Source organism: Mesorhizobium sp. CA16, from assembly GCF_020165175.1.
Taxonomy (GTDB): domain Bacteria; phylum Pseudomonadota; class Alphaproteobacteria; order Rhizobiales; family Rhizobiaceae; genus Mesorhizobium.
In genome coordinates this window covers 578,592-591,640 of record NZ_JAIUHP010000001.1, presented here as the reverse complement: position 1 = coordinate 591,640, position 13,049 = coordinate 578,592, and the positions used below count along the sequence as shown (strand labels likewise).

Genomic DNA, 13,049 nt, shown 5'->3' with positions numbered 1-13,049 from the left:
CCGATTAGCCGTTCTTGAACAGCGCCAGGATCGACTGCGAGGAGCTGTTGGCGATCGACAACGACTGGATGCCGAGCTGCTGCTGCACCTGCAGCGCCTGAAGGCGGGTCGATTCCTTGTTCATATCGGCATCGACGAGCTGGCCGACGCCGCGGTCGATGGAGTCCATCAGGCTCTGGGTGAAGGTCTTCTGCAGGTCGATCGAGCTCTTGGCGGCGCCGAGCACGGTGGCGGCGTCGGTAAGCTGACTCATGACGTTGTCGATCTTGGTGACCATCTGCGTGATGATGTCGTCGGTCACGCCCGTCGCCGTGATGTCGAGATTGAAGGCGGAGACGTTGTCGATCTTGACGGGCGAGCCCGACACAGCGGCCTGGCCCGCGGTGTTGGCGGCGATGTCGGTAGCGCCGCCGGCGATCGAGGCCGCGTAAGCGGCATCATATGCCGACTGGTCCGCAGCGGTGGAATAGATCGAAGTCTTGCGATCGAGAATGCCCTGGTTCTTGACAGCCGTTGCGAGGCCGGAATCGAACAGCTTGGTGCTCTCGACATTGATGTCGATGGTTCCGAGCGAGATGGCGCCGGACGAGGAGCGGTTGAACGAGGAGACGATCTGGGCGTCGGGCTGGACGCCGTCATTGGCGGCCGCGACTTGGGTTGACGTGACCGAAAGGTAATTCGAACCGGAGAAGGTGGCGGCATCGGCGAAGGATTTCATCTGCGCCTGCAGCGTGGTGATTTCGGTCTGCGTCTTGGCCTTGTTGGCACCCGATTGGCCGACAGCCGACAAAAGCTTTGTCTTGATCTGGCCGATCGTCGAAAGGACGTTGTTCATGCCGGTATAGGCGGTGTCGACCTTCGAGGCGCCGAGACCGAGCGCATCCTGCACAGTCGACAGCGCCGAATTGTCGGAGCGCATGGTGGTGGCGATCGACCAGTAGGCGGCGTTGTCGGAGGCCTCGGAGACCCGGTAGCCGGTCGAGATCCGGGCCTGCGTCTGCTCGAGCGATTTGTTGGTGGCGTTGAGGCTTTGAAGTGCAGTCAACGCCGCAGCGTTCGTCATGATGCTCGCCAAGAAACTCGCTCCTTCTCAAAAGCCGGCATGCCACGCAGGCCGGGTCTCGACCTGTCCATGGGTTGCGAATCGTGCCGGTCGGGCCGATTCGACAACCTAAGTGATTGGTTAACCATACCTAGCGCGATATGGTTAATGGCCTGTTAAAAGTAGGCTTCCGAGAGGTTAGGGAACGAGGGTTGCGCGAGCCTTGAGCAAACGCAAATCGGGCCGCGCTTTTGGCGCGGCCCGATGCTTTGGTCCGGTCAGTATGAAGCGATCAGCCGCGGAAGAGCGACAGGATCGACTGCGACGAGCCGTTGGCGATCGACAGCGCCTGGACGCCAAGCTGCTGCTGAACCTGCAGCGCCTGGAGGCGGGTCGATTCCTTATTCATGTCGGCATCGACGAGCTGGCCGACGCCGCGATCGATGGAGTCCATCAGGCTCGAGGTGAAGGTCTTCTGCAGGTTGATCGAGCTCTTGGCGGCGCCGAGCTTGGTGGCGGCGTTGGTCATGTCCTTGAGCGCGGCGTCGACGACGTTCATCATCTGCTGGATCTGAGCGTCGCTGGCAGCGGTGGTGCCCGAGAAGATGGCCAGGCTGGCAACCGAATAGGTATCGCCGGCTGCGGGAGCTGCACCCAAGGTCGGGTTCTGAGCCGTGGCGGTCGTCGCGCCGGTGGTGCCGAGGCGAGCCGCATCGAGGATACCCTTCGAGGTCGGGGCAGCGCCCGAGTCATAGAGCTTGATGCTTTCCACATTGACGTCGATCGTCGAGATCGAAACCGCGCCAGCGGCGCTGCGGTTGAAGGCCGAGACGATCTTGACGTCCGCCGCCGTGCCTGAAGCCGTCGAGACGGACAGCATGTTGGTGCCGGAGAAGGTGGCGCCGTCGGCATAGGCCTTCAGCTGCTTCTGAAGAGCGGCGATTTCGACCTGGGTCTTTTCCTTCGAAGCATCCGTCTGGCCGTAGGAAGCGGTCAGCTTCTGCTGGATCTGGTTGATGGTCGTGATCGCGCTGTCCATGCCGGTGTAGGCGGTGTCGACCTTCGAGGCGCCGAGGCCGAGCGCGTCCGAAACGGTGGACATGGCCTGGTTGTCGGAGCGCATCGTGGTGGCAATCGACCAGTAAGCGGCGTTGTCGGAAGCCTGGGAAACGCGATAACCCGTCGAGATGCGGGACTGGGTGGTGTCGAGGTTCTTCTGGGTGGCGTTCAAGCTCTGCAGCGCGGTCAGCGCCGAGGCATTGGTCATGATACTGGCCATGGTACTCGTACCTTATTTTTACACGGATTTTTTGACATACCGGCATGTCCGGTATGACGGTGCGGCATCATGCCAATGACCGCTCAATTGGGTCACCCGCCATCTGCAGGCGACTATGGCGGCAAGTTGCTACCAAAGACCTAAATCGGACGGTTAATCGAAAATAATGTTGGAAGATTTGCGCGCAGCTTGCTCAAGCTGTCGAGGCGTGGCGCGGCATGCTTGTGCGGTCCGGCGGGAACGATCAGGTGAAGGATCGTACCAGGCTGCCGACCAGAAGGTTCCAGCCGTCGATCAGCACGAAAAACAGGATCTTGAACGGCAGCGATACCACCGTCGGCGGCAGCATCATCATGCCCATGGCCATGGTGACGGTGGCAACGATCAGGTCGATGACGAGGAACGGCAGGACGATGAGGAAGCCAATCTCGAAGCCGCGGCGGATCTCCGAGATCATGAAGGCCGGCACCAGGATGCGCAGGTCGACAGTCTCGCGCGAGACGGTCTGGCCGCGCTCGCGAGCGAGGTCGGCGAAGAGGTCGAAATCCTTGTCGCGCACATTGTGCAGCATGAAGTCGCGGAACGGGCCGGAAATCTTCTCGAACGCCTCGCCCTGCGTGATCTGGTTGTCCATCAGCGGCTTGACGCCGGTGTTCCAGGCCTGGTCGAAGGTCGGCGCCATGACATAGAACGTCATGAACAGCGACAGCGAGATCAGGATCAGGTTGGCCGGCGTCGATTGCAGACCGATGCCGGCGCGCAGAATCGAGAAGGCGATGACGAAGCGGGTGAAGCTCGTCACCATGATCAAAAGGCCCGGGGCCACCGAGAGCACGGTGAGCAGGCCGAACATCTGAATCAGATAGCCGACGGTCGTGCCGTCGGCCTTGCCGATGCCGCCAAGATCGAGCTGCTGAGCCGCGGCGACGGAGGTGGTGACGACGATGAGCGCCGTGGCTATGAGGAACTTTCTCATTCGAGCAGCATCGTCCTGACGAGAACCTGTTTGACGTGGCCGCCGCTGCGCAGCGCCGCGCGCTCCTCGAGATCGGCCTTGAGATGCTGGTAGCCGCTGGCGCCTTCTATCTGATGCAGCTTGAGCGTGCGCACATAGGCGAGCAGGTCCTGGTGGATCTGCTCGGTCATCTCCTGCGGCTGCGGGGCATCGTAGAGCAGCGACGCCTCCAGCCGGATCCAGACTTCCGACGGCGAGGCGAGATTGGTGGTGATCGGCGCCAGCTGCACCAGCGCTGGCCCGGCGCCCACCTTGCCGCCTTCGGCGGGTTTTTCCGCGGCACCGGCGTTTTCCGGAGCTGCGGGCACCGCTGCCGGCGTTTCGCCTTGCTTGAGATAGCCGCCGGAAAGCCAACCCATGCCGACGGCCGCGCCGGTCATGGCCAACAGCATGGCGAGCTGGATCGCCAGGGAAGGTCCCTTCTTGGGCTGGATTTGCTCGACGTTTGCCACGGCAGCGCTCTCCCGGCCCTAGAAAGGAAGAACCTGGTCGAGGATCTGCTGGCCATAGGCAGGCTGCTGGACCTCGCTCACACGGCCACGGCCGCCATAAGAAATGCGCGCCTCGGCGATGCGCTCGTAGGGGATGGTGTTTTCCGCGCCGATGTCGGACGGACGGACCATGCCGGCGATTGTCAGCACCCGAAGCTCGTAATTGACGCGGACCTCCTGCGAGCCCCTGATCATCAGATTGCCGTTGGGCAGCACGTCTGTCACGACAGCGGCGACATTGAGCTCGAGATTTTCCGAACGTTTGATCTCCCCATCGGCATTGGTCTCGGTGCTGGAGCTCAGGCCGGCGTCGCCCTTGCCGCTGGTGCTTGCCTTTTCCCATCCGAGATTGATGTCATAGCCAAGCTTGCGCGCGGCGGTGCGGCTGCGGTCGTTCTGGTTCTTGAAATTGGCCTTGTCGTTGAGCCTGATGTTGACGGTCAGGATGTCGCCGGCGCGCAGCGCGCGCGGGTCGGTAAACAGCCGGCTCTGGCGATCGTCCCACAGCGAGAATTTCTTCGGCCGGGAGACAGGCGGCTCGGGGTAGCTGTAAGGGCCGGAACCACCTTCGCCGATGCCGGAGCCGACCGGCGACAAAGCGGGCTCCCTGCCGACCTCCCTGAGATCGGTACCGCAGCCGGCCAGGGTGGCGAGGGCGATCAGGGCCAGCAATTTCAACTTCATGACGGATCAACCCTTCGCGCCGCGCTGGCCATGATGCCGGTGAGCGTCGCCGCCGCCTTCTGGTCCATTTCGTTCAGGATAACGCCGGCCTTGCGCGAATCGAGCTTCATCAGGATGGCCGCCGCGAGCTCGGCGTTGACCATCGCCAGACGTTCGGCGGCGGCATCGGGCTTCATGCCGGCATAGATCTTGACGACGCCGTCCTCGGCACGCGCCAGGAACACCTCGCGGCGCTTCAGCCATTCCTCGTATTCGGCCCGCTTTGCCTCCAGCGCTTTCATGCGCTCGTCGATGCCGGCCTGCAGCTGCTTCAATTCCTCGGCCTGGAGAGCGTAGCGGCGGTCGCGCGCGGCGTCCGCGATGTTGGAACAGAAGCGCTGGATCTCGCTTTCGTCCGGCGCCTTGCCGCCTGCGAGCGCAGCCGGCTGAAGCGGCGCGTTTTCATGTGTGAGCTGTGCCGGCTGAACCGGCGCCTGACCGCCCGGCAACACCTGTCGTACCTCGTCCGCATGGGCAGCGGTGCCGCCAAGCAGAGCAACCATTGCTGCGATGGCCCGGAAGCTCAGGTGGCGGCGGGGTGTTAGGGAGGAAAGCGCGATCATCGGCATGCCTATTGGAGAACCAGATCGGCCTGCAAGGCGCCGGCCGATTTGATGCCTTGCAGGATGGCTATGATGCCGTCGGGCTTCACGCCGAGGCGATTGAGGCCCGAGACCAGCGTTTCGAGGTCGGGACCGTCGAGCACGGCAACGCGGGCGTCGGGCCGGCTCGCCTCGATGGCGGTGAAGGGCTCGACGGCGGTGTGACCCCTGGAGAAGGGTTCCGGCTGAACCACCTTCGGCGCTTCGGTGATGCGCACGGTGAGGGTGCCGTGGCTGATCGCCACGCGCGAGATCCTGACATTGCTGCCGATGACGATGGTGCCGGTGCGCTCGTCGATGACGACGCGGGCAGGGGCGTCGGATTCGACGACGAGATTTTCGATCTCGGCATAAAAACGCGCGGCCGAGACATTCCTCGGCCGCCTGATCTGCACCGTGCGGGCATCGCGTTCGGCGGCGACCCGCATGCCGAAGCGCTGCGAGGTGTAGTCGTTGATGGCGTCGGCGATGCGGATGGCGGTCGAGAAATCGGGATTGCGCAATTGCAGCGTCAACACGCCCTGATCATCGAACTCGGCCGGCACCGAGCGCTCGACGATAGCGCCGTTCGGCACGCGGCCGGCGGTCGGCACGCCTTGCGTCAACTGCTCGGCCTGGCCCTGGGCGGTGAAACCGCCGACGATCACCGAGCCCTGCCCGACGGCATAGATTTCGCCGTCGGCCGCCTTCAGCGGCGTCATCACCAGCGTGCCGCCGGCGAGCGAGGTGGCGTCGCCCATCGAGGAGACGTCGATGTCGATACGGCTGCCCGACTGGACGAAGGGCGGCATGTTGGCGGTGACGATGACGGCCGCCACGTTCTTGGCGCGCGCGCGGCCGTCTTCAGTGGCAATGCCGAGATTCTCCAGCATGGCGCGGATCGACTGTTCGGTGAACGGCGAGTTGCGCAGGCTGTCGCCGGTTCCGGCGAGGCCGATGACCAGGCCATAGCCGACGAGCTGGTTGTCGCGCGCGCTCTGCAACTGGGCGATGTCCTTGATGCGCGCCGCGACCTGGCCGGGCGGCAGCGTGCTTGAGCCGGTCGAGACCCGGAACATGCGCTGGGTGGTGGCCGGATCGTATTCCGGATCGTCGTAGACACCGCCGTTTTTCTGCGCGAGCTCCCGCTTGGCCTTGGGCGTCAGCCCATCCGCGAATGCCGGCTGCAGGCCGATGGCGGCGCTCAGCAGAAGAACAAAGGCGCGCATCACGAAGCGCCGACCTTGATGGTGCCGTCGGCCATCACCGTGCCGGAGATGATCTTGCCGCTGTCGGTGTTGCGGATCTTGATCTGGTCACCGGCAGCACCTGGTTGCAGCGTGACGCCTGCGGCCGAAATGGTGAGCGCGCCGGCGGTGAAATAGACCTGCACGGAAGCGCCCTGCTCGACCAGCCAGGCGTCGCGGATGGCGGTCACCGGGATGTAGCGGCCGGGCAGCAGCGTGCGCTTGGCAACCTTACCCTGAAGCTCCTCGGAGCGCGTCGCCATGCCGTCCGGCTTGTGCTTGCCCGGGATGAGCGTCACCTGCTTGAGCGAGGCGGGCTCGATGGTCTCGCCGGGATAGATGACCCGGTTGGGGATCAGCACGGCCTCGCCGACGACCTGGCCGGCGGCGATCTGGTTTGCCGACTCGCCGGTCGGGTCCTGCGCCAAAGCCGGCGTGCCGGCGGCCACCAGGGCGGTGGCCAGCACGGCGCGACGGAGTGCGGAGGAGATCGGCCCGGCCATCATCCGTTACCTGATGTTCTTGGAGACAACCGAGGCCATGTCGTCGGCGGCCTGGATGACCTTGGAATTCATTTCGTAGGCGCGCTGCGCCGAAATCAGCTCGGTGATTTCCTTCACCGGATCGACGTTGGAGGATTCGAGATAGCCCTGCTGGATCGTGGCGAAGCCCGGATCGCCGGGGACGCCCACATTGGCCGGGCCTGAGGCGGCCGTTTCCTGGAAGAGGTTGTCGCCGAGCGGCGCCAGGCCCGCCTCGTTGGCGAAGTTGGCGATCTGAAGCTGGCCGAGCAGCTGGAGGTCCGTCTGGCCCTGGACGCGGGCGAAGACCTGGCCTGTCTTGTTGACGATCACCTCGACCGCGTCGGTCGGCACAGAGATGGCCGGAATGACATTCGCGCCGTCGACCGTCACGAGCTGCCCGGTGGCGTTGGTGTTGAAGGCGCCGGCGCGGCTGTAGAGCGTGGCTCCATCGGCGCCCTCGATCTGGAACCAGCCCCTGCCGGTCAACGCCAGGTCGAAGCTGTTGCCGGTGCTGGTCAGCTCGCCTTGCGTGTGGACGTTGCGCACCGCCGTCGTCTTGACGCCAAGACCGATCGAGACGCCTTCCGGCACCAGCGAGGTGTTGGAACGGTTGGGCACCCCTTGGGTGCGGTCGACCTGGTAGAGCAGGTCGGAGAATTCGGCCCGCGCCCGCTTGTAGCCGGTGGTGTTGATGTTGGCGATGTTGTTGGCGATGACTTCCAGGTTGGTCTGCTGGGCGTTCATGCCGGTGGCGGCGATGGCAAGGGCTTTCATGACGCTAGATACTCATGCGGCTGATTTCGAGATAGGCCGAGACGACCTTGTCGCGGATCGCGATGGTGGTCTGCAGCGCCTGCTGGGCGCTCAGCACCGCATCGACGACCTGGCGCGTATCGGCGTCGCCCTTCAGGGCCTGTATCGACATCTGCTCGGCGCCCTGTAGGGTGTTGACGGTCTTCGTCGCCGCTTGGCTGAGCACCTCGGCGAAGCTGCTGCCGACGCTTTCGCCGGTCTGCGTTCCGACGCCGCCCTGCAGCAGGTTCGGTGACGCCTGCTCCGCCCCGTCAACCGCCGTCTTGAATTGTATTGCCCCGATACCGCCGATCATTACTGGTTCCTCATCAGGTCGATGGTCATGGAAATCAGATCGCGAGCCTGCTTGATGACCTGCAGGTTGGCTTCATAGGAGCGGTTCGCCTCGCTCATGTCGGCCATTTCGACCAATGTGTTGACATTGGGCATCTTGACGTACCCTTTGGCGTCGGCGGCTTCGTTGCCGGGCTGGAATTCGATCGGGAAGTCCGAAGGATCGCGGGAGATCGCGTTGACTTCCACCAGCGAGCCGCCGGTTGCGCGGTCGACCTCGGACTGGAAGGTGATGGTCTTGCGGCGATAGGGATCGGCGCCGGGCGTGCTGCCGGTCGACTGGGCGTTGGCAAGGTTCTCCGAGACCACGCGCAGCCGCTCGGACTGGGCGCCAAGGCCGGATGCCGCGACTTTGAGGGCTGCAGTCAGCGCATCCATGATCAGCTCTTCACCACCATCGTCATCATCGAGTGGAAGGCCTTGACGATCGCCGTGTTGAGCTCGAAGGAGCGGCGGACCTCGCCGGCTTTCATCAACTCCTGTTCGAGAACCACGGTGTTCTTCGACGGCATGATCGCGCCGTCAGGGTCCTCGGGCTTGACGTTGAAGCCGGCATTGGCCCTTTCGGCGCCAAGGTGGCCAGTCTGCGTGGCGGCAAGCGTCACCGCGGTCCGGTCGAGGACCTTTTCGAAGGGCTCGACGTCATTGGCGGTGTAGCCGGGCGTGTTGGCATTGGCGATGTTGGAGGCAATCGCCGACTGGCGCACGGCCAGCCATTGCGACTGCCGCGTGGCGAGATCGAAAAGATTTACGGGTTCCATGGGAATCTCCCGGGCAAGTACGCGCAAGACTAGGCGGCCAGTCTTGCGTGGACCTTGCGCGGGGTGGGCTTGCGCCCTGGAGCCGGATGATTTCAGGTCTATGGACCTGAAATCTGAATCCTCTTCTAAATCAAGGAATAGAGCACGACGTCGTCCGAAAACCGCTTCACACTTTTCGGCATCATGATCTAGCGGCTACTTCGAGAGCTGGATCACCTTATCGGCGCTGGTGACGATCACCCATTTGCCGCCGCGCTGCTCGATCGAGGCGACGCGGCTGGAATCCGGCAGGACGGAGCCGCGCTGCACGATCCACAGACCGGTATCGTCCTCGATCATCGCGCGGCCGTTGGCGGCATGCACCATCTTGAATTCCGAAGCGGCGGCCGGGAAGGGCTGTTCGCCAGGCGCCGGCGCGGGGTCGTCCTGCACCGTTCCGGTGGCAAACAGGTCGATATCGGCATTTGGAATGTCGTTGACCGTCAGCGGCCCGCTGCGTTCGGCCACAACGCCGCCACCCTCGCGTCCGGAATTGCTGCCGCTGCCGCCGAACTTGATGGCCTGAACGCCGAACTGCTCCTGGTTGAAGAAAATGTACCAGGGAAACAAGGCGCAGATCAGCCCGAGCGTGATGCCGAGCGCGGCGATGACGAAATCGCTGCGGCGATCCGCGCTCTTGTCGGCGAGGCGCGGGAACTGGGCTTTCGGCGGCTCAGGCCACTCGGTGTGAGGAAAAAGCCCGTCGAGCAACGAATCGCGGCTGGCCTGTGCCATATCGGCGGTCGCCCTCGGCGGATGCGGCCTGTTGGCTCTGTTTAGAAGAGCCGTCGCCTTCTCCGTCCCGGCGCGCGCGGCTCTGTTCCTGGCAATTCTTGCTTCATCGGCAGCGGCTTTCTCCGCCGCCTCGGCCTCGGCAAGCATGTCGCGCAACATGCGCTCGGTGTATTGGAGCTCAGTCTCCTTGATCGCCATTGAGCTTCCCCTTGAGGTGGCGGGCGAGGTCGGCGAACGGATCGGCCGATGCGCGGTCTCTCGGCGATTGCGTGAGCGCCTCATAGATCAGCGGCACCTGGCGCACCGCGATGTCGAGCTCGGCATCGGCGCCGCTCTGGTAAGCGCCCAGCAGACGGATGTCGCGCGTGTCCTCGAAGCGCGCGATCATCGATTTCAGCTTTGTCACCAGCATGCGCTGCTCCGCGCTCCAAGCCTTGTCGGCGAGGCGCGAGATCGACGACAGCGGATTGACCGGCGGATAACGACCCTGCTCGGCAAGCGCGCGGTCGAGCACGACGTGGCCGTCGAGGATGCCGCGCACCGAATCGGCGACTGGATCGTTGTGGTCGTCGCCGTCGACCAGCACGGAAATGATGGCGGTGATCGAACCCTTGCCTTCGGCCCCCGGCCCGGCTCGCTCGAGCAGCTTCGGCAGGTCGGTGAACACCGAAGCCGGATAGCCGCGCGCGACCGGCGGCTCGCCGGTTCCGGTCGCCACCTCACGCAGCGCATGGGCGAAGCGGGTGATGGAATCCAGCACCAGCAGCACGCGATGGCCCTGGTCGCGGAAATGCTCGGCCACGCACATGGCGGTGTCAGGCGCGCGCCGGCGCATCATGGCGCTTTCATCGCTGGTGGCGACGACGGCGACGGTCTTGGCCATGCTCTGGGCGCCGATCGTATCCTCGAGGAATTCGCGCACCTCGCGGCCGCGCTCGCCGATCAGCGCCACGACCACCGTATCGAAGGCCTCGGCGCCGGCCAGCATCGCAAGCAGCGTCGACTTGCCGACGCCGGAGCCGGCGAAGATGCCGAGCCGCTGGCCGAAGCAGAGCGGCGTGAAGATGTCTATGACCCTGACGCCGGTGAGGAAGCCGGTGCCGACGCGCTGACGTGCCAAGGCGCCGGGTGTCGCCCCGTCCGCAGCACCTGCGGCATTCGGCCTGATCAGCGGCGGTCCGCCGTCTATGACCCGCGTCAAGGCATCGATGGCGCGCCCGCGCCAGGAGACATGCGGTGCGACCGCGAGCGGGCCGCGGCGGAAAACGACGTCGCCGATGCCGGCGTCGGCGCTGCGTTCGAAAGGCGCGACCACCACCTCGTCGCTGCCGATCTTGACGATCTCGCCGCGGCGTGCGCCGGCCTTGCCGCGCTGCTCGACGATGTCGCCGAGCCTGGCAATCCCGGACAGGCCGCGGACCTTGTAATGCGTCGGCGATATCTCGGCGACGCGGCCGCCGCGTGAAAGCAGCGCCTGCGGATCGTCGAACCGCCGCCAGACGCGTTCGAGCGCGGCCAGCCTGTCGGTCCGTTCAGTGGCCGCCGGGCTGTCGGAAGCGCGCAACAGGGACGAGCCGGTCGCCATGCCGTCACTTCGAGCCGAGCGTCTTGATCGCGTCGTCGGTGGAGGAATCGGCCTGCCGCATCAGCGCCGCCGTGTTCTCGAAAGCGCGCTGCACCTGGATCAGCCGAGTCATTTCCAGCACCGGGTTGACGTTCGACTCTTCCAGAAACCCTTGGGCGATACCGACGTCCGAGCGGTCGGTGACGGGTTCGGGCGTGCGCGCCGGAACGACACCCGAATTGCCATAGCGGACGAAATTCTCGCCGGGGTCGAAATTATAGAGGCCGATCGCGCCGACCAGTTGATCGTTCTGCCTGAGCGAGCCGTCGGCGCCCGCCTTGGGCGGGCCGTTGCGCGGATCGAGCTGGATCGGGGCGCCGCCGCCGTCCAGGACGGGGTAGCCTTCGATCGACATCAATTCGCCGTTCTCGTTCATGGAGAAGCGGCCGTCGCGCGTCATCACCGTGCCGGCGGGCGTCTCGATGGCGAACCAGGCATCGCCCTGGACGGCGAAGTCGAACGGGTTGCCGGTTTCGGTCAGCGCGCCATGCGCGCCGGAAAGATAGGTCTTGCCGGAGGAGGCGAAGGAAACGGACTTCGGCCCGGTTCCCGAAACCACGTCCTCGAACTTCACGCCGGTGGCGCGAAAGCCAATGGTCGAGGCGTTGGCGACGTTGTCGGCGATGGTGTCGAGACGGCGCTCGAGCGCGATCTGCGAGGAAAGGGCGACGTAAAGGCTATCCTGCATGATCTTCTCAGAACTTCAACTGCTGCATGGCCATCATCAGGTCGGTGGATATGCCGACACTGGTCGGCTGCGCGAAGAGCACGCTGACCGACGTCACCGCTGTCGAGGTGGGGTGGTTGATCTCGTACATGCTGGTGAAGCGGGTCAGGAATTTGCTGAGCTTCTCGGGGTCGGTGAAGTCTTTGATGTCGAGCTTCTGCTCGAACAGCTGCGCCTGCTTGTCGATGTCGGCGGTAGCGAAGGAATCGGGCAGGCCGAGCGCGGTACGCGCCACGCTGGCCAAAGCGGTGTCGGCCAGCACGTCGTACCAGCTGGTGATGTCCGGCGCCTTGCGTTGGAAATAGAGCGCCAGCCGCACGCCCTCGTTGGTCTGGCCGGCGTCCTCTTCCAAGGTCTGGCGCAGGTATTTGTCGACGGTCGGCTGCTGCGCTGGAACATAGGTGGTGGCATTTGCGCCGTACTGCTCGAAGTTGATGGCCGAGGCCAGCCCGGCATAGGCCTTGTTGGTCTGCTTGTTGGCAACGCTGTCCGGATCGCGCACACCGCCCTCAAGGACCTGCCTGATCAGGTCCTTGTCTTCGGTGGCGGAGTCGAGACCGAATGCGGCCAGCGCGTAGGTGTAGAGCCGGTCGTTCGACATCAGGTCGTCGACCGATTTCACCTTGGTGATGTTGGCGAGATAATATGTCGTCTCGCCCTTCACATAGTCCGAATCCGGGTCGAGACCGGCGATCTCAGCCTGCATTGCGTAGTTCTTCGTGACCAGCTGCTGCGCCGGATTGTAGACCGTCGCATCGGCGCCATCCGCCGCGAAGTTGAATGCGGCGACAAACTGCGCGTAGCGCTTGTCGGTCAGCTTGTTGGCGAAGCTGTCGGGATTCGAGACGCCTTCCTTCAACGCCTTGACCATAAAGGCCTTGGCATAGTCCATGTTCTCCAGCCCGTAGGCCTTCATGGCGTATTTGAACAGGCGGTCGTTGTTGACGAAATCGTCGATCGATTTCACCTTGGTGATGTTGGCCAGATAGTATTGAGTATCGCGATCGACCGTCGGCTGCTGCTCGATGCGGGCGATTGACTTAGGGATGTCTTTGGCGATCAACTGGTAGCTGAGGTAGGTACTAAGCAAAGGGCGTGCCTCCGGCCGAAGCTAT

General features: G+C 64.1%; 16 protein-coding genes. All 16 read right to left on the bottom strand.

From position 1 onward, the window contains the following. Positions 1-4: 4 nt before the first annotated feature. On the bottom strand, positions 5-1,075 hold the full coding sequence (locus tag LB525_RS02925) for a flagellin (protein WP_224524346.1): 1,071 nt from the start codon (positions 1,073-1,075) through the stop codon (positions 5-7). A 259-nt stretch (positions 1,076-1,334) separates the two neighbouring features. Further along, positions 1,335-2,321, bottom strand: coding sequence for a flagellin (locus tag LB525_RS02920; RefSeq protein WP_095766374.1), 987 nt, complete (start codon positions 2,319-2,321; stop codon positions 1,335-1,337). Positions 2,322-2,565: 244 nt separating this feature from the next. Further along, positions 2,566-3,297: a flagellar type III secretion system pore protein FliP gene (gene fliP, locus LB525_RS02915; RefSeq protein WP_095766375.1), complete on the bottom strand. Its 732-nt coding sequence runs from the start codon at positions 3,295-3,297 to the stop codon at positions 2,566-2,568. After that, on the bottom strand, positions 3,294-3,788 hold the full coding sequence (gene fliL / locus LB525_RS02910; RefSeq protein WP_095766376.1) for a flagellar basal body-associated protein FliL: 495 nt from the start codon (positions 3,786-3,788) through the stop codon (positions 3,294-3,296). Before fliL ends, fliP begins: the two co-directional genes overlap by 4 nt. Before the next feature lie 18 nt (positions 3,789-3,806). Next, positions 3,807-4,511 (bottom strand): flagellar basal body L-ring protein FlgH, encoded by a 705-nt coding sequence (flgH, locus tag LB525_RS02905; RefSeq protein WP_095766377.1) that lies wholly within the window; start codon positions 4,509-4,511, stop codon positions 3,807-3,809. Beyond that, positions 4,508-5,119, bottom strand: coding sequence for a MotE family protein (locus LB525_RS02900; protein WP_095766378.1), 612 nt, complete (start codon positions 5,117-5,119; stop codon positions 4,508-4,510). The genes flgH and LB525_RS02900 overlap by 4 nt, the downstream gene beginning before the upstream one ends. 2 nt (positions 5,120-5,121) lie before the next feature. Continuing rightward, the gene (locus LB525_RS02895; RefSeq protein ID WP_224543542.1) at positions 5,122-6,210 is read right to left on the bottom strand and encodes a flagellar basal body P-ring protein FlgI; all 1,089 of its coding nucleotides are present in this window, start codon (positions 6,208-6,210) and stop codon (positions 5,122-5,124) included. A gap of 149 nt (positions 6,211-6,359) precedes the next feature. Beyond that, the gene (flgA, locus tag LB525_RS02890; RefSeq protein WP_224543329.1) at positions 6,360-6,884 is read right to left on the bottom strand and encodes a flagellar basal body P-ring formation chaperone FlgA; all 525 of its coding nucleotides are present in this window, start codon (positions 6,882-6,884) and stop codon (positions 6,360-6,362) included. Between the two features lie 3 nt (positions 6,885-6,887). Next, positions 6,888-7,676 carry a flagellar basal-body rod protein FlgG gene (gene flgG / locus LB525_RS02885; RefSeq protein WP_224543328.1) on the bottom strand — a complete coding sequence of 263 codons (789 nt, stop codon included), beginning with the start codon at positions 7,674-7,676 and terminating at the stop codon, positions 6,888-6,890. A gap of 4 nt (positions 7,677-7,680) precedes the next feature. After that, positions 7,681-8,010, bottom strand: a complete 330-nt coding sequence (locus tag LB525_RS02880) for a flagellar hook-basal body complex protein FliE (RefSeq protein ID WP_095766382.1) — start codon at positions 8,008-8,010, stop codon at positions 7,681-7,683. After that, positions 8,010-8,426: a flagellar basal body rod protein FlgC gene (flgC, locus tag LB525_RS02875; RefSeq protein WP_095766383.1), complete on the bottom strand. Its 417-nt coding sequence runs from the start codon at positions 8,424-8,426 to the stop codon at positions 8,010-8,012. Before flgC ends, LB525_RS02880 begins: the two co-directional genes overlap by 1 nt. A 2-nt stretch (positions 8,427-8,428) precedes the next feature. Beyond that, complete coding sequence (gene flgB, locus LB525_RS02870) at positions 8,429-8,809, bottom strand: flagellar basal body rod protein FlgB (protein ID WP_140542872.1); 381 nt, start codon at positions 8,807-8,809, stop codon at positions 8,429-8,431. A 195-nt stretch (positions 8,810-9,004) separates the two neighbouring features. Next, entirely contained in the window at positions 9,005-9,781 is a 777-nt protein-coding gene (locus LB525_RS02865) for a hypothetical protein (RefSeq protein ID WP_224543327.1), read from the bottom strand. Beyond that, the gene (gene fliI / locus LB525_RS02860; protein ID WP_224543326.1) at positions 9,762-11,168 is read right to left on the bottom strand and encodes a flagellar protein export ATPase FliI; all 1,407 of its coding nucleotides are present in this window, start codon (positions 11,166-11,168) and stop codon (positions 9,762-9,764) included. Before fliI ends, LB525_RS02865 begins: the two co-directional genes overlap by 20 nt. A gap of 4 nt (positions 11,169-11,172) precedes the next feature. Further along, a complete protein-coding gene (flgF, locus tag LB525_RS02855) occupies positions 11,173-11,895 on the bottom strand; it encodes a flagellar basal-body rod protein FlgF (protein WP_224543323.1) in 723 nt (240 codons plus the stop codon). A 7-nt stretch (positions 11,896-11,902) separates the two neighbouring features. After that, complete coding sequence (locus LB525_RS02850) at positions 11,903-13,024, bottom strand: DUF1217 domain-containing protein (protein ID WP_224543322.1); 1,122 nt, start codon at positions 13,022-13,024, stop codon at positions 11,903-11,905. Positions 13,025-13,049 lie beyond the last annotated feature (25 nt).

Bases quoted from the DNA above. Each gene is read 5' to 3' on its own strand.
- LB525_RS02920 (WP_095766374.1), bottom strand. From the start codon at position 2,321: ATGGCCAGTATCATGACCAATGCCTCGGCGCTGACCGCGCTGCAGAGC.
- fliP (WP_095766375.1), bottom strand. From the start codon at position 3,297: ATGAGAAAGTTCCTCATAGCCACGGCGCTCATCGTCGTCACCACCTCC.
- flgH (WP_095766377.1), bottom strand. From the start codon at position 4,511: ATGAAGTTGAAATTGCTGGCCCTGATCGCCCTCGCCACCCTGGCCGGC.
- LB525_RS02900 (WP_095766378.1), bottom strand. From the start codon at position 5,119: ATGCCGATGATCGCGCTTTCCTCCCTAACACCCCGCCGCCACCTGAGC.
- LB525_RS02895 (WP_224543542.1), bottom strand. From the start codon at position 6,210: ATGTTCCGGGTCTCGACCGGCTCAAGCACGCTGCCGCCCGGCCAGGTC.
- flgA (WP_224543329.1), bottom strand. From the start codon at position 6,884: ATGATGGCCGGGCCGATCTCCTCCGCACTCCGTCGCGCCGTGCTGGCC.
- flgG (WP_224543328.1), bottom strand. From the start codon at position 7,676: ATGAAAGCCCTTGCCATCGCCGCCACCGGCATGAACGCCCAGCAGACC.
- LB525_RS02880 (WP_095766382.1), bottom strand. From the start codon at position 8,010: ATGATCGGCGGTATCGGGGCAATACAATTCAAGACGGCGGTTGACGGG.
- flgC (WP_095766383.1), bottom strand. From the start codon at position 8,426: ATGGATGCGCTGACTGCAGCCCTCAAAGTCGCGGCATCCGGCCTTGGC.
- flgB (WP_140542872.1), bottom strand. From the start codon at position 8,809: ATGGAACCCGTAAATCTTTTCGATCTCGCCACGCGGCAGTCGCAATGG.
- LB525_RS02865 (WP_224543327.1), bottom strand. From the start codon at position 9,781: ATGGCGATCAAGGAGACTGAGCTCCAATACACCGAGCGCATGTTGCGC.
- fliI (WP_224543326.1), bottom strand. From the start codon at position 11,168: ATGGCGACCGGCTCGTCCCTGTTGCGCGCTTCCGACAGCCCGGCGGCC.
- flgF (WP_224543323.1), bottom strand. From the start codon at position 11,895: ATGCAGGATAGCCTTTACGTCGCCCTTTCCTCGCAGATCGCGCTCGAG.